General features: G+C 68.5%; 19 protein-coding genes and 1 tRNA gene. 13 read left to right on the plus strand and 7 right to left on the minus strand.

Going from position 1 to position 18980, the window contains the following annotated elements; translation table 11 throughout:
* Positions 1-44: 44 nt before the first annotated feature.
* The 4 genes from E0H50_RS28070 to E0H50_RS28085 are packed head-to-tail and all read left to right on the plus strand — an operon-like array spanning position 45 to position 3740.
* On the plus strand, positions 45-791 hold the full coding sequence (locus tag E0H50_RS28070; RefSeq protein ID WP_131293530.1) for an MBL fold metallo-hydrolase: 747 nt from the start codon (positions 45-47) through the stop codon (positions 789-791).
* Entirely contained in the window at positions 772-1602 is an 831-nt protein-coding gene (locus tag E0H50_RS28075) for an alpha/beta fold hydrolase (protein ID WP_131293531.1), read from the plus strand. Before E0H50_RS28070 ends, E0H50_RS28075 begins: the two co-directional genes overlap by 20 nt.
* A 60-nt stretch (positions 1603-1662) precedes the next feature.
* A complete protein-coding gene (locus tag E0H50_RS28080) occupies positions 1663-3159 on the plus strand; it encodes a DHA2 family efflux MFS transporter permease subunit (RefSeq protein WP_131293532.1) in 1497 nt (498 codons plus the stop codon).
* Complete coding sequence (locus E0H50_RS28085) at positions 3156-3740, plus strand: acyl-CoA-like ligand-binding transcription factor (protein ID WP_131293533.1); 585 nt, start codon at positions 3156-3158, stop codon at positions 3738-3740. The genes E0H50_RS28080 and E0H50_RS28085 overlap by 4 nt, the downstream gene beginning before the upstream one ends.
* 16 nt (positions 3741-3756) lie before the next feature.
* Here the strand turns inward: E0H50_RS28085 and E0H50_RS28090 are convergent, their stop codons facing one another.
* Positions 3757-4575, minus strand: a complete 819-nt coding sequence (locus tag E0H50_RS28090) for an SAM hydroxide adenosyltransferase (protein WP_131293534.1) — start codon at positions 4573-4575, stop codon at positions 3757-3759.
* Positions 4576-4740: 165 nt separating this feature from the next.
* Positions 4741-5913, minus strand: coding sequence for a Gfo/Idh/MocA family protein (locus E0H50_RS28095; protein ID WP_131293535.1), 1173 nt, complete (start codon positions 5911-5913; stop codon positions 4741-4743).
* A 146-nt stretch (positions 5914-6059) separates the two neighbouring features.
* Between E0H50_RS28095 and E0H50_RS28100 the strand changes: the two genes are divergently transcribed.
* From E0H50_RS28100 to E0H50_RS28115, 4 genes are read left to right on the plus strand one after another with little or no spacing between them, the layout of a single operon-like run.
* Complete coding sequence (locus E0H50_RS28100) at positions 6060-6917, plus strand: SGNH/GDSL hydrolase family protein (RefSeq protein WP_131293536.1); 858 nt, start codon at positions 6060-6062, stop codon at positions 6915-6917.
* Between the two features lie 24 nt (positions 6918-6941).
* Entirely contained in the window at positions 6942-7658 is a 717-nt protein-coding gene (rph, locus tag E0H50_RS28105) for a ribonuclease PH (protein ID WP_131293537.1), read from the plus strand.
* Positions 7655-8260: an RdgB/HAM1 family non-canonical purine NTP pyrophosphatase gene (rdgB, locus tag E0H50_RS28110; RefSeq protein ID WP_131293538.1), complete on the plus strand. Its 606-nt coding sequence runs from the start codon at positions 7655-7657 to the stop codon at positions 8258-8260. The genes rph and rdgB overlap by 4 nt, the downstream gene beginning before the upstream one ends.
* A 2-nt stretch (positions 8261-8262) precedes the next feature.
* Positions 8263-8853: a hypothetical protein gene (locus E0H50_RS28115; protein ID WP_131293539.1), complete on the plus strand. Its 591-nt coding sequence runs from the start codon at positions 8263-8265 to the stop codon at positions 8851-8853.
* 736 nt (positions 8854-9589) lie between these two features.
* Here E0H50_RS28115 and E0H50_RS28120 read toward each other — a convergent pair.
* Together E0H50_RS28120 and E0H50_RS28125 are read right to left on the minus strand one after the other, a co-directional pair.
* Positions 9590-10186 carry a transcriptional regulator gene (locus E0H50_RS28120; RefSeq protein ID WP_131293540.1) on the minus strand — a complete coding sequence of 199 codons (597 nt, stop codon included), beginning with the start codon at positions 10184-10186 and terminating at the stop codon, positions 9590-9592.
* The gene (locus tag E0H50_RS28125; protein WP_131293541.1) at positions 10183-10554 is read right to left on the minus strand and encodes a DNA-binding protein; all 372 of its coding nucleotides are present in this window, start codon (positions 10552-10554) and stop codon (positions 10183-10185) included. Before E0H50_RS28125 ends, E0H50_RS28120 begins: the two co-directional genes overlap by 4 nt.
* A 73-nt stretch (positions 10555-10627) precedes the next feature.
* Between E0H50_RS28125 and E0H50_RS28130 the strand changes: the two genes are divergently transcribed.
* Positions 10628-11743 carry a PEP/pyruvate-binding domain-containing protein gene (locus E0H50_RS28130; protein ID WP_131293542.1) on the plus strand — a complete coding sequence of 372 codons (1116 nt, stop codon included), beginning with the start codon at positions 10628-10630 and terminating at the stop codon, positions 11741-11743.
* Between the two features lie 37 nt (positions 11744-11780).
* On the opposite strand, the gene E0H50_RS28135 is transcribed toward E0H50_RS28130, so the two are convergent.
* The 3 genes from E0H50_RS28135 to bcp all read right to left on the minus strand — a co-directional run bounded on the left by E0H50_RS28135 (position 11781) and on the right by bcp (position 14362).
* Positions 11781-11861: transfer RNA gene (locus tag E0H50_RS28135), tRNA-Leu, on the minus strand.
* 62 nt (positions 11862-11923) lie between these two features.
* The gene (locus tag E0H50_RS28140; protein WP_238151288.1) at positions 11924-13555 is read right to left on the minus strand and encodes a substrate-binding and VWA domain-containing protein; all 1632 of its coding nucleotides are present in this window, start codon (positions 13553-13555) and stop codon (positions 11924-11926) included.
* Between the two features lie 339 nt (positions 13556-13894).
* The gene (gene bcp, locus E0H50_RS28145) at positions 13895-14362 is read right to left on the minus strand and encodes a thioredoxin-dependent thiol peroxidase (protein WP_131293544.1); all 468 of its coding nucleotides are present in this window, start codon (positions 14360-14362) and stop codon (positions 13895-13897) included.
* A 180-nt stretch (positions 14363-14542) separates the two neighbouring features.
* On the opposite strand from bcp, the gene E0H50_RS28150 reads away from it, so the two are divergent.
* The 4 genes from E0H50_RS28150 to E0H50_RS28165 are packed head-to-tail and all read left to right on the plus strand — an operon-like array spanning position 14543 to position 18968.
* Positions 14543-16120, plus strand: a complete 1578-nt coding sequence (locus tag E0H50_RS28150) for a circularly permuted type 2 ATP-grasp protein (RefSeq protein ID WP_131293545.1) — start codon at positions 14543-14545, stop codon at positions 16118-16120.
* Between the two features lie 16 nt (positions 16121-16136).
* Positions 16137-17081, plus strand: coding sequence for an alpha-E domain-containing protein (locus E0H50_RS28155; protein ID WP_131293546.1), 945 nt, complete (start codon positions 16137-16139; stop codon positions 17079-17081).
* Positions 17078-17920 (plus strand): transglutaminase family protein, encoded by an 843-nt coding sequence (locus tag E0H50_RS28160; protein ID WP_131293547.1) that lies wholly within the window; start codon positions 17078-17080, stop codon positions 17918-17920. The genes E0H50_RS28155 and E0H50_RS28160 overlap by 4 nt, the downstream gene beginning before the upstream one ends.
* 4 nt (positions 17921-17924) lie before the next feature.
* A complete protein-coding gene (locus E0H50_RS28165) occupies positions 17925-18968 on the plus strand; it encodes a glucose 1-dehydrogenase (RefSeq protein ID WP_131293548.1) in 1044 nt (347 codons plus the stop codon).
* Positions 18969-18980 lie beyond the last annotated feature (12 nt).

Consider the following 18980-nt stretch of genomic DNA (forward strand, 5'->3'; position numbering starts at 1 on the left):
CGGTCGTCCTGCGCGGGGGTCGACTCGCCGGTAGGGTTCCAGGTATGAAGCTCACCGTGATCGGTTGTTCCGGGTCTGTGCCCGGGCCGGACTCGGCCGCCTCGAGCTATCTGGTCACCGCCGACGGGTTCAACCTGATCCTGGACCTCGGCAGTGGCGCGCTCGGTTCGCTCCAACGGCATATCGCCGTCCCGGAGATCGGGGCGATCGGTCTGACCCACCTGCATCCGGACCACTGCATGGATCTGTGCGGGTTGTACGTCGCGGCGCGCTACGCGCCGGGGGCGCCGATCCCGCGGATCCCCGTGTTCGGTCCGCCCGGTACGGCGGGACGAATGGCGCTGGCCTACGACCTGCCGCTCGATCCGGGGATGGAGGAGGAGCTGGAATTCCATGCCTGGCAGGACGTTCAGCAGGTCGGGCCGTTCACGATCCGCACCGCGCCGATGGTGCACCCGGTACCGGCGTACGCGATCCGGGTCGAGCACGGCGGCAAGTCGCTGGTCTACACCGGCGACACCGGTCCGAACGACGCGTTGATCGAGCTGGCTCGCGGCGCCGACGTACTGCTGTCCGAGGCCGCGCTGCCGGACAACGAGCCGAACAATCCGATTGACCTGCACCTGACGCCCTCTGATGCTGGTGAGCATGCCAAGAAGGCCAATGTGAAGCGGCTCGTCATTACTCATGTCCCGCCGTGGTACGACCGCGTGACGCAGGCCGAGAACGCCCGCCGCACCTTCTCCGGACCGGTCGAGATCGCTACCCCGCATGCCGTTTTCGACATCTGACGGCGTTCGGTTGTGGACCGCAACCAGTGGCTCGGCGACATCCGCACCACCTGTCGTTGTCCTGCACGGCGGCCCAGGTCTGTGGGACGACTACGCCGTCTTCGCGGAAATGCTCGACGACCTGACGGTTGTCCATCGCTTCGACCAGCGCGGGTGCGGCCGAAGCGATCCGTCTGACGTGCAGACGATGGCGCGGCTCGCGCAGGACATCGACGAACTGCGCACGTACTTCGGTCATGAGCGGATCGTCGTACTCGGCCACTCCTTCGGCGCTTCGCTGGCGATGACGTACGCCGCGGCGTACGGCGAGCAGGTCGCCGGCGTCGTGTACGTCGGCGGTGTCGGCATCGGCGACTGGCGTCCGCATGACGCCGCGGAACGGGCGCGCCGGATGACCCCCGATCAGCAGGACCGGCTCGAGGGCCTCTCGGGCCGCCCGCGCACGCCGGCCGAGGAGATCGAGTTCCGGGTGCTGTCGTGGTTTCCCGATCACGCCGACCGGGAGCGGGCGATGGAGTGGGCGTACGAGAGCGCGTCTGTCGACCTGCCGATCAACTTCGCCGCCAACCGTGCGCTCGCCGCGGACATGAACAGCTGGACGGCGACCGAGGTGACGTCCCGGGCCGCGTCGATCCAGGCCCCGGTGACGTTCATCCACGGCGCCGGCGACCCCCGTCCCGCGTTCGCCGTCCGCGACCTCGCCGCCCACACCCCGAATCACACCTTCCACCTGATCCCGGGCGCTGGGCACTCTCCGTGGCGCGAGCAGCCGGAGCTCTTCCGGGAGGTGTTGCGCGGCACCGTGCGGTAGACAGATCGCGATTCTGAGATCTACTCTCAAATTAGAGTTGATCTCAGAAAGGTGTTTGTCATGCTGGATCCGCGGCGGTGGTGGGCCCTGGCGGCGATGTCGCTCAGCCTGATCGTGATCGGGCTGGATCTGACCGTGCTCAACGTCGCGCTGCCGACGCTGGCGACCGATCTGCAGGCGTCGACAAGTCAACTGCAGTGGTTCGCGAACGCCTACACGCTGGTGCTCGCGTCGCTGCTGCTGCCGGCGGGACTGCTGGGGGACCGGTTCGGGCCGAAGCGGCTGATGCTCGCGGCGCTGGTGGTGTTCGGGCTGGCGTCGGCGGCGTGCGCGTTCGCGGACTCGCCCGGTCAGTTGATCGCGGGTCGCGCGGCGCTGGGGATCGGGTCGGCGTTCCTGATCCCGCTGTCGATGTCGCTCCTCAACCTGTTGTTCGCGCCGGAGGAACGGCAGCGCGCGATGACGATCTGGCTGATGGCGAACTCGCTCGGCATCCCCCTCGGCCCGGTCCTCGGCGGCTGGCTGCTCGACCACTACCGCTGGGGTTCGATCTTCCTGATCAACTTGCCACTGGTAGCCATCGGACTAGTTGCAGTGGCACTACTGATCCCGTCGACCAGTGGGCACCGGTCGCGGCGGATCGACGTACCGGGCATCTTGCTGACGGCGGCCGGGCTGGTCTGCCTGACGTACGGGTTCATCGCGGCGGGTGAGCACGGTTGGGGCTCGGCGTGGACGCTCGGCGGGATCGCGGCCGGAGTGATCTTCCTGACCGTGTTCTGGGCGTGGGCCCGGCGTACGGCGGATCCGTTGATCGAACTGTCCTTGTTCCGGTCGGCCGGCTTCACCTGGGGCACGGTGCTGGCGACGCTGGCTTCGTTCGCGCTGGTGGGACTGCTGTTCGTGCTGCCGCAACTGTTCCAGGCGGTGCAGGGCGCGGACGCGTTCCACACCGGCCTGCGGTTGCTGCCGATCATCGGCGGGATGCTGATCGGCGCGAAGGTCGCCGAGCGGCTGGTCGAGACGGCCGGGGCGCGGGTCTCGGTGGTGATCGGGTTCTCGTTGATGCTCGTCGGGCTGGCACTCGGGGCGTTCACGAAGGTCGGCGACGGCTACGGGTTCACCGCGATCTGGGTCAGCCTGGTGGGGGTCAGCATCGGCTTCACTCTGCCGCCGATGAACGGGCTCGCCCTCGCCGCGCTGCCCCTCGACCGGAGCGGCTCCGGATCCGCGCTGATCCAGGCGTCACGCCAGGTCGGCGGCACGCTCGGCGTCGCGATCCTCGGCACGGTGCTCAACGCGGCGTACCGCAACCACCTGGACGTCACGGGTCTTCCACCGGCAGCCGCCCAGGCCGCCCGGGACAGTGCCTCGGCGGCGGTCGCGATCGGTTCGCCCGAGCTGACCCGGTCGGCCCGCGCGGCGTTCGTCGACGGCATGGACGTGACGCTGTGGGCGTGCAGCGGCCTCGCGGTGGTGTCCATCGTGCTCGCGCTGGCGTTCCTGCCCCGTCGTACCCCGGCAACCACACCGGAGCTTGCGACAATCAAGGTATGAGCGGTCTGCGGGAGCGGAAGAAGGCGAAGACCAGGGCGGCGATCCAGGAGCACGCGCTGCGGCTCTTCCGGGACCAGGGGTACGCCGAGACCACGGTCCAGGAGATCGCCGCCGCGGCCGAGGTGTCGCCGGCGACCTTCTTCCGGTACTTCCCGACCAAGGAGGACACCGTCGTCCTCGACCGGCTCGACCCGGTGATGATCGAACTGTTCCGCGGCCAGCCGCCCGAGCTGCACCCGACCGAGGCGCTCCGGGCGGCGATCCGTCAGGGCATGGACGCGTTGACCGCGGAGGAGTGGGAGCTGGAATCCGAACGCCAGCGCCTGGTGATGAACGCCCCCGAGCTCCGCGTCCGGATGCTCGACCAGTTGTACGAGGGCATCGAACTCCTCGCGACCCTCGCCGCCGAACGCACCAGCCGGCCCACCGACGACTTCGCGGTCCGCGCCTGGGCCGGAGCGGTCGTCGGCGTCGTCCTGGCGACGTACCAAACCGCGATCGGCGCCCCTCTCCCGCAGTACCTCGAGATTCTGGACCAGGCGTTCGACCAGCTCGCCGCCGGACTTCCGATGGAACCGTAGGCGAGCCCACCGACCGTTACGCGACCTTCTCGGCGGCTCGCTCCAGCAGGGTGTCGCCGGGTTGCAGGCCGAAGGCTCCGGCCGCCGATCCGCCGCGGATGACGAGTTCGGTGAAGCCGGTGCCGGAGCTGCCGGGAACGATGCCCGGTGCGTTCCGCGGTACGGCGGTCAGATGCGGGTAGCAGGTGACGTCGACGATCGTGGTACTGCCGTCATCGTTGCGCTGGGCAACGGGTAGCGTCGTACCGGGGACGAGGTCGAGGCGCTGGTCGAGCTTGCAGTTGCCGAAGTTGTCGACCACGGCGACGACCGGCTCGTCGTCGAGCGGTTCGGGGACGGCGGTCTGGGTCGCCGGTACGGCGCGGCCGTCGGCGACCCATTTCGCGAGCAGCGGCAGGTACCACAGGCTGCGGAACTGCGTGCCGGCGATCTTCTCGACCTCGCCCGGCGCGAACCCGGCGGCGGTGACCGCCTCGCGGATATCGGTGACGTAGACGTGGTCGATGCCGAGCTCCCGCCGTACCAGGGAAAGCACGCGGGTGTTGAAGGTGCTCGCGACCAGGTGTTTGCCGTACCGGAAGAAGCAGAACGGGACGCCGTTCGGCCAGACGCCGTCGCGGGGCGCGATGTTGAGCAGGGTGATGGTCGGGTGGCCCTCCTCGCCCAGCAGGTCCAGCGCCTGCAGGCAGTCCAGGAGGGTGAGCGCGGCGAACGACTCCGGATCGGGTCCGTCGGCGGCGACGATCGTCGGCGCCTGGCCGAACAGGGTGCCGATCCGGATGCTGAGTCTGGCGCGGGCGTTACCGTCGTGACAGTCGGTGATGTACGTGATCATGTGGCACTCCAGGGTGGTGGCAGCAGCTGGGGAAACGAAAGAGGCCCCCGACATCGGGGGCCTCTCGCTGCAAGCACACGTGCCTACGCCGCTGAAGTCCTCCCGTATCGAGGGCTCAGCATTCGCATCGCGGCGTACCTGGTCACGTCGAAAAGCGTAGCACTGTCAGCGCGTCTGCCCGTTGTCGAAATAGCTGACCAGGGCCGGGTCCAGGGCCGGGACGTCCTGCGGTACGCCGTTCGCGCGCAGGGACTGGGTGGCGGCGTAACCCGCTGCGACCGCGGCACGGGCCGCGATCGGGGAGGTGAGGGTCGCGCCGCCGTCGCGCACGAAGTTCACGAACTCGGCGACCAGGTGTGGGTCGGCGCCGCCGTGGTGCTCGGTCTCGCCGGCGATCTCGACGACCTGGTCGGCGTCCTCGCGGTACCCGGAGCGGCGGCTGTTCCACACCTTGACCACGCCGCCCGCGGTGTCACCGAAGTTCTCGAGCCGGCCGTGGGTGCCGATCACGGTGTAGTTGCGCCAGTAGTCCGGGGTGTAGTGGCACTGCTCGTAGGTGAGGAAGACCCCGTTGTCGAGCAGCAGGTTCGCCATCGACAGGTCCTCGACGTCCATCACCGGTGCCAGGCCCTTCTGCTCCAGCGGCGGCCAGTTGTCATTGGACACGAAGTCCTTGAATCGCTGGCCGGTGCGGTCCATCCGGTGGGTGATCCCGCCGTACAGCGTGAGCGCGCCCATCGCGTTCACCCGGGTCGTGTAGCCGCCGGCCAGCCAGTGCATCACGTCGATGTCGTGGGCGCCCTTCTGCAGCAGCAGACCGGTGGTGCGGGTGCGGTCCGCGTGCCAGTCCTTGAAGTAGAAGTCGCCGCCGTGGCCGACGAAGTGCCGGCACCAGATGGCCTTCACGTCGCCGATCGCGCCGTCCTGGATCAGCTGGCGCATCGTCAGTACGACGGGCATGTGGCGCATGTTGTGACCGACGTACAGCCGGGCGCCGGAGTCGTACGCCGCCTGCAGGACCCGGTCACTGCCCTCGGTGGTGATCGCCAGCGGCTTCTCCACGAACACCGAGACCCCGGCCTGGAGGAAGTCGATCGCCGGACCCTCGTGCAGGTCGTCGGGCGTGGTCAGGAACACGCCGTCGAGCTTCTGGTCCAGCAGTTCGGAGTGGTCGGCATACGCCGTGGCGTCGGGGTACAGCTCCAGTGCGAGGTCCCGCTGCCCCGCGACCGGGTCGCAGACCGCGACGACTTCCGAGCCCTCGCCGGGACGGTGCGCGTACTGCGCGATGCGGCTGCGCGCTCCGAGCCCCACCACGCCAAACCGAAGATCAGTCATACCAGGCAACTCCTGCACATAGTTGTTTGCAACAGCCTAACTCCGAGCAATTCTGGCAAGCAATCACCGATCCTCCAGTTGGAATTGGGCTGCCCGTCACCCGCCGCACATCGACGTCTCGCTCCGTGCCGTCACCATGGCGGAATGTGAGCCTCCACTACGTGGCACTGGGGGACTCGACCACAGTAGGGGTCGGGGACCCGATGAACGGCAGCAGTACGACCGACCTGTCCGGTGCCGGTGCGCGCCCGGGGGAGGGGTGGCGGGGCTGGGCCTCGCTGCTCGCCGACTCCCTGGCCAGCACCCACCGTGTGACGTTCTCCAACTTCGCGACCAGCGGCGCCACCGTGCCCGTCGTCGCGACCGAGCAACTGCCCTCCACCGGGGACGGTCCGATCGACCTCGCCTCACTGATCGTCGGCGTCAACGACACGCTGCGGTCCACCTTCGACGCCGGCCGGATCCGGGAGCACCTGCAGCTGTGCGCGGAGCAGCTGACCGCCCGCGGTGCGCTGCTGCTGACCGTCCGGTTCCACGACCACGGCCAGGTGTTCGGCCTGCCGCGGTGGCTGCGGCGGCCGCTGTGGCACCGGATCGAGCAGGTCAACGTCGCGTTCGACGACCTGCACGCCAGGTTCGGCGGGATCCGGCTGGACATGGCCGACTACCCGGAGGTGTACCGGCGGGACTTCTGGAGCGTCGACCGGCTGCACCCGGCGGAGCGCGGGCATCGCAAGCTCGCCCGGGCGTTCGCGGACGAGCTGGCGGTCCGCGGGCTGCGCATCGACGTACGGCCCGAGCTGGACTGTGCCTATCGGCCGCCGAGCAAGTGGGCGGACGCGGCGTGGCTGGTCCGGGAAGGGGTTCCGTGGGTCGGCCGCCGGGCGAACGACCTGCTGCCGTGGGCGGCCCGGATGGCACTGACGCAGTCCCTCCCGTCCGGCGAGGGGATGCGCTTGCGTCCGAAGAAGCGAGCGGAGCTCCCGCCAGTTCTTCGGACGTAAGCAACTGCGACTAGGGTCTTGGGTATGGCTCGGATTGACGGACGTAATGCTGACCAGCTCCGACCCGTGACGGTGACCCGGAACTGGCTCGACCACGCCGAGGGCTCGGTGCTGGTCGAGTTCGGGCGCACCCGGGTGCTGTGCGCGGCGAGTGTGACCGAGGGCGTGCCGCGCTGGCGCAAGGGCTCCGGCCTCGGTTGGGTGAGCGCGGAGTACGCGATGCTCCCGCGGGCCACCAACACCCGGTCGGACCGCGAGTCGGTGAAGGGCAAGATCGGTGGCCGCACCCACGAGATCTCCCGGCTGATCGGCCGCTCGCTGCGAGCTGTGATCGACTACAAGGCGCTCGGCGAGAACACCATCCTGCTCGACTGCGACGTACTGCAGGCCGACGGCGGCACCCGGACCGCGGCGATCACCGGTGCGTACGTCGCGCTCGCGGACGCGGTGTCGTACCTGCGGGACCGGAAGCTGCTGAAGAGCGAGCCGCTGACCGGGACGGTGTCCGCGGTGTCCGTCGGCATCATCGACTCGGTGCCGATGCTGGACCTCTGCTACGAGGAGGACGTCCGCGCCGAGACCGACATGAACCTGGTGATCACCGGCGACGGCAAGTTCATCGAGGTGCAGGGTACGGCGGAGGGCGCGCCGTTCGACCGCGCCGAGCTGGACAGCCTGCTCTCACTGGGTCTTTCGGGCTGCGCCGACCTGGCCAAGATCCAGCAGGAGGCCCTCGCGTGACGCGGGTACTGCTTGCCTCGAACAACAAGAAGAAGCTCGAGGAGTTGCGCCGGATCCTGACGCCGATCGTGCCCGGGATCGAGGTGCTCGGGCTCGGCGACGTGCCGCCGTACGACGAACCTCCCGAGACCGAGCCGACGTTCGAGGGGAACGCGCTGCTCAAGGCGCGCGCCGCGCTCGCCGCGACCGGGCTGCCGTCGATCGCCGACGACAGCGGGATCTGCGTGGACGCGCTGAACGGGATGCCCGGCGTCCTGTCGGCGCGGTGGTCGGGCCCCGCGAAAGACAATCATGCGAACAACCTGCTGCTGCTCGGGCAGTTGGAGGACGTGCCGGACGAGCGTCGCGGCGCGTCGTTCGTCGCCGCGGTCGCTTTTGTCCGGCCGGACGGCCCGGACGAGATGGTGCTCGGCGAGATGCGCGGGTCGGTGATCCGCTCGCTGCGCGGCACCGGCGGGTTCGGGTACGACGTACTGTTCCAGGCCGAGGGGTACGACCGGACGACGGCCGAGCTGTCGGTCGAGGAGAAGGACGCGATCAGCCACCGCGGCAAGGCGTTGCGCGAACTGGCCCCGATCGTGGCGAAGGCGTTGGGGAGCTAGGGATGTTGTTCGCTGGATCGGACAAGGACGGCGTGGCGAGCGGGCAGATCACTGTCGCGTACCGGCGGTGGGCCGAGCCGCGGGTGGTCGAGGGGCGGATCTACCGGACGAACGCGGGCCGGATCGAGATCGACAGCATCCGCGAGGTGAACCCGGAGCTGATCGCCGACAACGACCCGGACGTGGCGCTCGCCGACCGCCAGAACGCGAAGGACGTGCGGCGCAGGCTGCGCGGCGACGACACGTTGCCGACGTTCCTGATCCGCTTCCATCTGGTCGAGGGCCCGGATCCCCGGGAGGAACTGGCCGCGCAGTCGTCGCTGTCGGCGGCTGATGTGGCCGACCTCCGGGAGCGACTGGAGCGGTTCGACGAGCTCAGCAACCACGGTCCCTGGACTCTGGAGACGCTGCGGTTGATCGCCTCCACGCCGGCCACCCGGGCGGCGGACCTGGCCGCGTCCGTCGGGCGCGAGACGGCGCCGTTCAAACTCGACGTACGGAAGCTGAAGAACCTGGGGCTCACCTACAGCCTCGAGGTCGGGTACCGGCTGACGCCACGCGGTGCGGCCTACTTGGATGCCATCGGCAACTAGATCATGCCGCCCTCGCACGAGGGTGCACGTTGATCTGGGGAGAGTCACCTGCCCGATCTGGAAAGGAACGGCTCTCCTGTCTCCTGTGTGGGTGAACTGCGGGGGCGGTGTGACAGGTTCTGGTGGGCTTGCACCTGCTATTGCCTGTTCCCAGTACCCGGAAGGTGTCGGTTCCCCCGGCAACCGGCTGACCGCGCTCACGGGTAGCCGTCGACTGGGAAGCGGCAGCTCGACAGTACGTATACGTCTACTACCCGCCACCCCGCACCGGGCGGCAGGCCGAATCGCCGGACAGTGGACGTATACGTACTGTCGGCCTGCACAGAATCCGCCGCACCAGCCGCCCTGCCCCACCCCGCGGGGCCGACCGGGGTTCGCTGTGTGGGCGGTGAGTGGTGCGTGGGGGTGGGGTCCGGGCTCGCGGGCGCTTGAACAGGTTATTGCCTGTCGCCTGTCACCAGTTCCTGTCCGCAGCCACAAGTTCCTGTCTCAAATCCTCCCCAGTCAGCTCAGTCTTGCTCGACGCCACGCGTGCCCAACCACTCAGACGTCGCGGTGGACGCGAAGCCGGGAGCGGCGCCCACTCGGACGTCGCGTGGAGGAGGCGGCGGAATCGGCACCCTCGCAGAGGCCGGCGCGAGCCACGGCCCGCGGGACGACACGACCGATCGGCGGCCCACTCATCCGTCATAAGAGCCGGATTTCCGGCTCTCCCCAATCACGCCGCGCACAAGGGTTAGTCGCCGCGGTGGAGGTTGAGGGTGGCGAGGAGGTCCTCGTGGAGCTCGAACCAGACGCGGTGGCAGGAGTCGACGTCGCTGCGATCGACCCAGGCGACGTCACCCGCGTTCGCTCGTGCCAACGCCTGTGAGAAGCGCTTGTCGTAGCCGCTGAACCGCGGCAGCACCTCTCTCAACCGCCGCACGATGCTGCCGAGTGCTCCGTCGATCACCTTGAGCTCGTGCAGCACCCCGGCATCCCAGGCTGCGTCGGTGTGATCATTTGCCGCCAACGGATCTCCGTTCTTTGGCCGCAGTTGCCAGTCGGTGCAGGCCTGCTGGAGCATGCCGTTCAGCGGCAGGAACTCGTCGTACACCTGGCGGATGGGTTCGGGGTCGGTCAGCTCGGCCTTGAGCAGGCGCTCGTTCTCCGTGCGACCTGCTTCGGTGAGCGACCAGCCCGACGTACCCGCGAAGCTGCTGTACGTCGCCCACCCGCGCGCCTCGGCATCCTTCAGCTCGTCCTCGACGTCCTGGAGCTCGAAACGTCGTGCGATCGCTGGCGTGTCCGCGAACCCGAGCAGCCGGACCGCGTGCAGCACCAGGAGCCTCATGAATCCTGCCGTGCGGTCAGCCGGTTGAACCGCTGCTGACAGGCCTGCGGCGAGCTGAACCCCATCGCGTCCGCCATCTCCGCCCAGGTCAGCCCCGCACTCCTGGCCATGAACAGCAGGCCGGCCTCGACCTCGTCGACCTCCGCCCGGGCCGCCGGCAACAGCGCTAGCGCCGCTAGCAGGTCGTCGTTGCTCAGGTCGGCGGCCCGCCAGGCCGCGAACTGCGTGAAATCCACCGCGGACAAGGGGATCGGCGCTGGTCGCCACGGTCGAGCCGGGAGGTCCTTCGCGCCCAAGTCGAGCAGTTGCTCCCGGGCTTCGCGCTGGCGTTCGGCCTGTTCCTGGTCTGCGTCCTGCTTGCTTCGCATCCGCCTACAGTGGATTATCAACAGAACGTTGTCAACATTCCGTTGTCAACGTTTCGTTGATGGGAGCCTCTGCATGCTGGTGCCGCTGGCCGACGCCACCCCCGACCGCTGCAGCCCCAAAGCAGCCACCCTCGCCACCCTCCTCCAAGCCGGCCTCCCAGTCCCCGAAGGCGTCGTCATCCCGTCCGATGCCGCTGGTGCTGAGCTACCTGTCGACGGGATCTCGCGGTGGCTTGCGAGCGTGGGGGATCCTCCGGTCGCGGTCCGATCGTCGGCCGCGAACGAGGACACCGCACTGGCCTCGGCGGCGGGGCAGCACGACAGCTTCCTCGGCGTACAAGGGATCGCTGCCGTAGTTGACGCCGTACACGCCTGCTGGGCGTCCGTGTGGTCCCCGCGCGCAACGGCCTACCGCGACGGCTCCGAGCCCCCGGCGATGGCCGTGATCATCCAGCGCCACGTGGACGCGGACGTCTCCGGCGTAATGTTCACCGACACCAACGGCTCCACGCTGATCGAGTCTTCCTGGGGTCTGGGCCCAAGCATCGTCGAAGGTCGCGTGACCCCCGACCGCTACCAGGTCACCGCAGGCGGCACGGTCACCCGCACGATCGCCGACAAACTCACGTCCTTGGACCGCCGAGGCTTGTCACTGACCATCCGCCAGGTCCCCACCCCCCAACGCCGTACGCCGACCCTCACCGACACCACCGCCGCACAACTAGCAGCGCTAGCCCAATCAGTCACCAGGCTCCTGGGCCGCCCTCAGGACATCGAATGGTCCCTGACCGCCGACACCCCGTGGCTCCTCCAGTCCCGCCCCATCACAGCCCAACCACCCCCCGCGCCCCTGACAGGCGACCGAGGCAGCAACCGACTGCTGACCGGCATCCCCGGCAGCCATGGCACCGCAACCGGCCCCGCCAAAGTCGTCCGCGGCCCAGCCGACTTCCCCCAGGTCCGCCCCGGCGACATTCTCATCTGCCCCCACACCGACCCAGCCTGGACCCCACTCCTGTCCATCGCAGCCGGCGTAATCACAGAACAAGGCGGCATCCTCTCCCACGCCGCCATAGTCGCCCGAGAACAAGGCATCCCCGCAGTGCTTGCCGTCCCCGCAGCCACAACCCAAATCCCCACCAACACCCCAACCACCCTCAACGGCACCACAGGCACCGTCCGCATCTAACGCGCGACGGCCTGCAACCCGGAGGTCCAACAGTCTGTGCCAGAGACGGGAGTTGAACCCGCACACCCGAAGGCGCCGGCACCTAAAGCCGGTGTGTCTGCCGTTCCACCACTCTGGCTGAGGAGGGCTGGTGCCTCCCCTGGGTAGACATCCTAGGGGAGGCGTCGGCCTTCGGTGGGGTCAGCGGCTCTGGAGGGCGTCGATGAAGACGTTCTTCAGGTCGCCGGGGTTGCGGGCCACGTACGCCGCGCCGCCGGTGGCTCCGGCGAGGGCGCTGAGCTCGTCGGCGTTCGCTTCGGGGCCCATGCCCAGGGCGATGATGCGGACCGGGCGGGACGGGTCCTGCTGGGCCTTGAGCGCCTGGACGGCCTGGGCGAGGGTCGGGCTGCCGGGATCGTCGTTCTTGCCGTCGGTGAAGAGCAGGACCGTGTTGACCGCGTTCGACTTGTACTCCTGCCGGACCTGCCGGACCGCGGCGATCGCGGTGTCGTACAGGCCGGTGCCGCCGTTCGGGATCGGGTGCTGGATCTTCAGCTGGTCGACGATCTTGCCGCGCTGCCGCTTGGACAGCGGCGCGATCGGCACCAGCGGCTTGTAGTCGGCCTTGTCCTGGCCGATGGTCGTAGAGAACGTCCACAGGCCGAGTTCCGCGCTGTCCGGGAACAGGCTGAGACCGCCGACGGCCGCCTCGATCGTGAGCTGCATCCGGGTCTTGGTGCCGACCTTCTCCGCCATCGAGCCGGAGATGTCGATGACCGCCAGCGAGTGCGTGGACAGCGACAGCCGGGTCCAGTTCTGCAGGGTGGTGTCGATCGCCTCACTGGTCGGCTTGGGCAGCTGGTTCACGTCGCCGACGCCCCGACCGCCGCCGAGCGGGCTCATCGTGGTGTCCCGGAAGCCTGCCTGGTCACGGGCCTGCGTGGCGCCGTCGGTCAGCAGTTCGGTGGCCAGCGCCTGGGCGGCGTCGTTCACCGCGTCGGTGTCGGACTTCGCCGTGACCACGATCGGGTAGTCCAGGGAGAGCGTCCCGGTGTCCGGCTGGATCGCCCGGAGCTGGGCCTCGGGGTGCGCCTCCTGGTACTTCACGAAGCTCTGCTCGGTCGCCGGTACGACGATCTTGCTGCCGTCCTGGTCCGCGCGGCCGAACAGCGCGTTGACGTCCGTGTACGGCCTGGCCATCGACCCGAGCTTCTGGGCCAGCGGGACGACCAACTGCGAGACCTGACCGTCGGACGCCGAGGTCTTCTGCCGCTCGCTCTGCACCGCCAGCAACGTGAGCGCGCCGGGCGAGGTGCTCAGCGGGTCGAGCAGGGCCGGGTCGTTGGCGGCCATGATGCGGAGCCAAGACGAGGTGTCGGCGAAGTTCTCGCGCCGGCTGACGATGACCATCGGCGTCGTCGCGATGGAGGCGACGGCGATGCTCGGGACGCTCTGGCCGTCGTCGGCCTGGGCGACCCACAGCGACGAGTCCGGAACCCACAGGTCGGGCCGGTTGTCGCTGCCGCGCGCGACGTCCCGCGCGATCTGTGCCGACGGCGCCGCGGTGATGGTGACCTGCACGCACGGCGTGCCGTCCTTGCCGCCCTTGGCCGCCAGCGACTTGGCCGCGGCTTCGAGTGGGGCCTGCATCTCGGGCGTCGTGGCCAGCTGGACCTGTGTCGGGTCGGCGCAGGCCTTGCCGCCGCCGAGGAACCCGTCGGCGCCTGCCTCGGACCCGAAGGACCGGACTACGAAGACGGCGCCCAACGACAGCACCAGTAGTCCGACCGCGGTGATGTACACCGAGCGACGGTTGGTGTTACTTCGCGTCACCGCAGAGGAATGTTTTCCCATCGCGGCAGGTCCCTCCCTCCCAGAGGCAGACTGCGCGCGCAGATTACCCGGTTTCCGCACGTCCCGGCGAAGTCCGCCAATGGTCGTGACACACCCGTCGCTGAACCGGAACCGTCCCCGGAGTACGGCTCTTTCACAGGAACGCTTAAAAACTCACCGAGAGTGCCGACTCCGCTGCGGTCCGCTGAGATGTTGGTGTGACCCAAATCACAGCGGTAGTTTGCTTCAAACGACCGTTCCATGGACCGGGGTCATGAAACGGTCGAAGGTTTCCCTCCGGAAACGCCTGTGGCGGGGGTGCCTTTTCACAACCTCGGTTCACAGGCCCAGGTCGCGGCGCAGCTTCGCGACGTGGCCGGTCGCCTTCACGTTGTACTGCGCGACCGCGACCTTCCCGTCCGGGTCGACGACGAACGTGGAGCGGATCACGCCGGTCACCTTCTTCCCGTACATGGTCTTCTCGCCGAACGCGCCGTACGCCTGCAGCACCTCTTTGTCCGGGTCGCTGAGCAGCGGGAACGTCACGCCGTCGCGCTCCCGGAACTTCGCCAGCTTGGCCGGCTTGTCGGGGGAGATCCCGAGTACGGCGTACCCGGCGGCCTGGAGTGAGTCGAGGGAGTCGCGGAAGTCGCAGGCCTGCTTGGTACAGCCCGGGGTCATCGCGGCCGGGTAGAAGTAGACGATCACGTTCTTTCCGCGGAGGTCCGCCAGCGCCACCTCGTTGCCGTCGGCATCGGGCAGGGTGAAATCGGGTGCGGTGTCGCCAACGGACAGACGATCGGACATCAGGTCCTCCACGGGTAGGTCTACTGGGCGCAATGTTACGTGCGGAAGAACTCGGCCCTTTCGGGGTGCGAGTGCGGGCTGCGTGGGTGAAGATCTGCAAATGAGCGAGCGAAGCGAGTTCATCGGACAACACAGCGCCCTACGTGCCTCATCCGCGCCCGGAGCGAAGCGAGGACGTGGATGAGCTCCCAATCCTCCCGCCCGTTGTTCGACGGCTACCTGGACCCGCGTCGCCCGCATGCCGGGGCGTACGACGAGATGTTCGATCCGGTCGACGGTGTGCGTACGGCGTACAAGCGGCTGCACGATTCGCTGGTGCCGTTGCGGCCGGCGGATCTGACCACCCGGTCGGAGGCGCTCGACCGGGCGCTGGTCGACCAGGGGATCACGTTCAGCCTGTCGGGGGAGGAGCGGCCGTTCCCGCTGGATCTGGTGCCGCGGGTGATCACGGCGTCGGAGTGGTCGCGGCTGGAGCGTGGTGTCGTACAGCGGGTGCGGGCCCTGGAGGCGTTCCTGGCCGACATCTATGGCGAGCAGCAGATCGTTGCGGACGGCGTACTGCCGCGTCGGCTGATCACCTCCTGTGAGCACTTCCACCGGCAGGCAGCTGGTATCGCACCGCCGAACGGTGTCCGTATCCATGTGGCAGGCATCGACGTTGTGCGTGACGAGCAGGGCGACTTCCGGGTTCTCGAGGACAACCTGCGGAGCCCGTCCGGGGTTTCGTACGTGATGGAGAACCGCCGGACGATGGCGCGGGTGTTCCCGGACCTGTTCGCCAAGCACCGGGTCCGCGCGGTCGGTGACTACGCCGTCCACCTGCTCCGCTCGCTGCGGGCCGCGGCTCCCGGCGTGACCGATCCGAACGTCGTCGTACTGACACCAGGCGTCTACAACTCGGCGTACTTCGAGCACTCGCTGCTGGCGCGCCAGATGGGGGTGGAGCTGGTCGAGGGCCGGGACCTGCTGGCCCGCAACAACGTCATCTACCTGCGGACGACCGAAGGCGAGCAGCGGGTCGACGTGATCTACCGGCGGATCGATGACGAGTTCCTGGACCCTGTGCAGTTCGTCCCGGACTCCGTGCTCGGTGTGGCCGGTCTGGTGAACGCGGCGCGCGCTGGGAACGTGGTGATCGCCAATGCCATCGGCAACGGTGTCGGCGACGACAAGCTGATCTACACGTACCTGCCGGAGATCCTCAAGTACTACCTCGGTGAGACGCCGCTGCTGCCGAACGTCGACACGTACCGGTGCTGGCTGCCCGCAGAGCAGGCGGAAGTACTGGACCGTCTGGACGAGCTGGTCACGAAGCCAGTGGAGGGTTCTGGTGGGTACGGCATCGTGTTCGGACCCGATGCGTCGCCCAAGGAGCTCCAGGCGCAACGCCGGCGCATCAGAGCCAACCCACGCGGCTGGATCGCGCAACCCGTCGTACAGCTGTCCACCGTCCCGACGAAGGTGGGCGAACGGCTCCAGCCGCGACACGTCGACCTGCGACCGTTCGCGGTCAACGACGGCGAGGACGTGTTCGTTCTGCCAGGTGGACTGACCAGGGTGGCGATTCCCGAAGGCAGTCTGATCGTCAACTCGTCACAGGGCGGCGGGTCCAAGGACACGTGGGTGCTGGCGCCCAGAGCGTCCGGTGAGGACGCGGAGCTGCGTGGACCCGGACTGGGGACGCCTGCTCTGAAGTCGGACAGTACGCCGGAGCAAGGTCCTGAGCTGAACGTCGCCCAACAGCAGCAGCAACAGTGATGGGGAGGTGCTGACGATGCTCGCACGCAACGCCGAGTCGCTGTACTGGATCGGCCGGTACGTCGAACGCGCGGACGACACCGCGCGGATCCTCGATGTCTCGGTGCACCAACTGCTCGAGGACGCCACCGTCGACGCCGACACGGCCAGCCGCCGGCTGCTCTCGGTCCTCGGCATCACTCCGCCCGACGGCAGCGAACTGGACGTGTGGGGTCTGACCGAGCTGGTCGCGATGTCCCCGGAGACCGGGTCGATCGTGTCCTCGATCGCCAGCGCGCGGGAGAACACCCGGGTCGCGCGTGAGGTGGTGTCGAGTGAGCTGTGGCAGTGCATCAACGCGATGTGGAACGCCGTACCCGAGCGGCAGCGTGCTGCGCGCCGGGTGGGGCCGCACGAGTTCTTCACGTTCGTGGAGGACCGGGCCGCGATGTTCGCCGGGCTGGCCGACTCCACGATGAGCCGCGACGACGGCTGGCGGTTCCTGGTGCTGGGGCGGTCGGTGGAGCGAGTGGACATGCTTGTCCGGTTGCTGATGTCTCGTGTGGGCGACCGGCCTACGTCGCCTGGCTGGGTGACGGTACTGCGTTCCGCGGGTGCGCACGACACGTACCTGCGGACGTACCGCGGTGCGCTCGACGCGTCCCGCGTGGTGCAGTTCTTGCTGCTGGACCGGTTGTTCCCGCGGTCGGTGTTCCATGCGCTGCAGCAGGCGGAGTCCTGTCTGGAAGATCTCGACCGTGGGCCATCGGCGCGGATCGGTACGGGTGCGGAAGCGTCTCGGCTGCTGGGGAAGGCGCGCAGCGATCTGGAGTTCCTCCAGCCGGCGGAGCTGCTGGACAACCTGACCGGCAGACTGCAGGCGCTGCAGGGGACGGTCCGCGACGTCGGCGAGGCGGTGTCCCGGCAGTACTTCCACGCGGTGCCGTGGATCGAGTGGAACAACACGGAGGTGAACCTGTGAACTGGCGTCTCCGTGTCGTGCACACGACGGGCTACAGGTATGCGACGGCTGTCACGCAGTCCTACAACGAGGCCAGGCTGACGCCACGTCATGACGACCGGCAGAACCTCATGGTGGCGCGGTTGGAGACGGTTCCCGTGGCACGTGCCTACAAGTACACGGACTACTGGGGCACCGAGGTCAACTCCTTCGACCTGCACACCCCACACACCGAGCTGAAGGTGATCGCAGCCTCTGTCGTCGAGACGAGCGACCAGAAGCAGCCGTCCGCTGAGGTCACCTGGGTGCAGCTCAAGGCACCTGAGGTCCTGGACACGTACGCCGAGTTCCTCGAGTGGACCGCCTACGTGCCGAAGCACCGGGAGCTGTCCGCGGTCGCCCGCTCGTTGCGGAAGGGCCGCTCGCCGGAGGAGACAGTGCTGGCGGTGTCCAAGTGGGTCCACGACACGCTGAAGTACCAGCGCGGCACCACTGGCGTGCACTCGTCGGCTGTCGACGCCTGGCAGGCCGGTGAGGGGGTGTGCCAGGACTACGCACACCTGACCCTGGCCATGCTGCGCGCGGTCGGTGTCCCGAGCCGCTACGTGTCGGGCTACCTGCACACCAAGCCGGACGCGGCAGTGGGCGAGAAGGTCGTCGGCGAGAGCCATGCGTGGGTCGAGGCGTGGACGGGCGAGTGGTGGGGCTTCGACCCGACCAACGACATCTCGATCGGGCACCGGCACGTGTGGGTGGCGATCGGACGGGACTACGCGGACGTGTCTCCTCTGAAGGGCATCTACTCCGGTGACGCGGCGACGGCCATCGAGGTGACCGTCGACATGACCCGGTTAGCCTGACCCGATGCGGGCCATGACAGTCACGCCGGGCAAGTCCGACTCGGCGGCAGTGGGCGACGTCCCCGAACCTCCCGTCGCCGACGGTTCGATCCTGGTGGAGGGCCTGCTGACGGGCATCTGCGGGACGGATCTGGACCTGGTCTCCGGAGCGTTCGGCAGCGGCCGCCCTGGCGCCGACCACCTCGTCATCGGACACGAGTCGCTCGGACGCGTTCTGGAGGCTCCGCCCGGCTCCGGGTTCACCACCGGAGACCTGGTCGCCGGAGTGGTACGCCGACCCGACCCGGTGCCCTGTCCGGCCTGTGCGCGCGGCGAGTGGGACTTCTGCCGCAACGGGCGGTACACCGAGCGCGGCATCAAGGAGATGGACGGGTACGGCGCTGAGCGCTGGCGGGTCGACCCGTATTTCGCCGTACCTGTGCCTGCTGAGCTGGGAGAGATGGGTGTGCTCGTGGAGCCGGCCAGCATCCTCACGAAGGCGTGGGAGCAGGTGGACCAGGTCGGAGCGCGATCGTGGTTCGCCCCACAGCACGTGCTGGTGACGGGCGCCGGACCGATCGGTTTGCTGGCCGCACTGATCGCCCGGCAGCGCGGGTACGACGTACACGTGCTGGACCGGGTTGAGGACGGGCCGAAGCCGGAGCTGGTCCGGGCGCTTGGCGGGACCTACCTCACCGATCTGGGACAGCTGGACGTCGTACCGGATGTCGTGATCGAGGCAACGGGCATTGGGCAGCTGGTGTTTGACTGTGCCTCGCTGCTGCCGCCTGCTGGTGTCATGTGTCTGGCCGGGATCCGCCCCGGGCCGGCGACCGTAGACGTGCAGCTGGACGCACTGGTCCGGCAGTTGGTGGTTCGCAACGCCGCGCTGGTCGGGACGGTGAACGCCGGGAAGCGGCACTACGCGGACGCCGTGGAGGTGCTGCTGGCCGCGGACCGGACCTGGCTGGAGCGGCTGATCACCCGGGCCGTGCCGCTGTCGGAGTGGCCGGACGCATTGGTGCGGGAACCGGAAGACATCAAGGTGGTCGTGGACTTGCGGGGATGACCTGCGAGGATG

The sequence above is a fragment of the Kribbella sindirgiensis genome, from assembly GCF_004331435.1.
In the GTDB taxonomy this organism is placed as follows: Bacteria; Actinomycetota; Actinomycetes; order Propionibacteriales; family Kribbellaceae; genus Kribbella; species Kribbella sindirgiensis.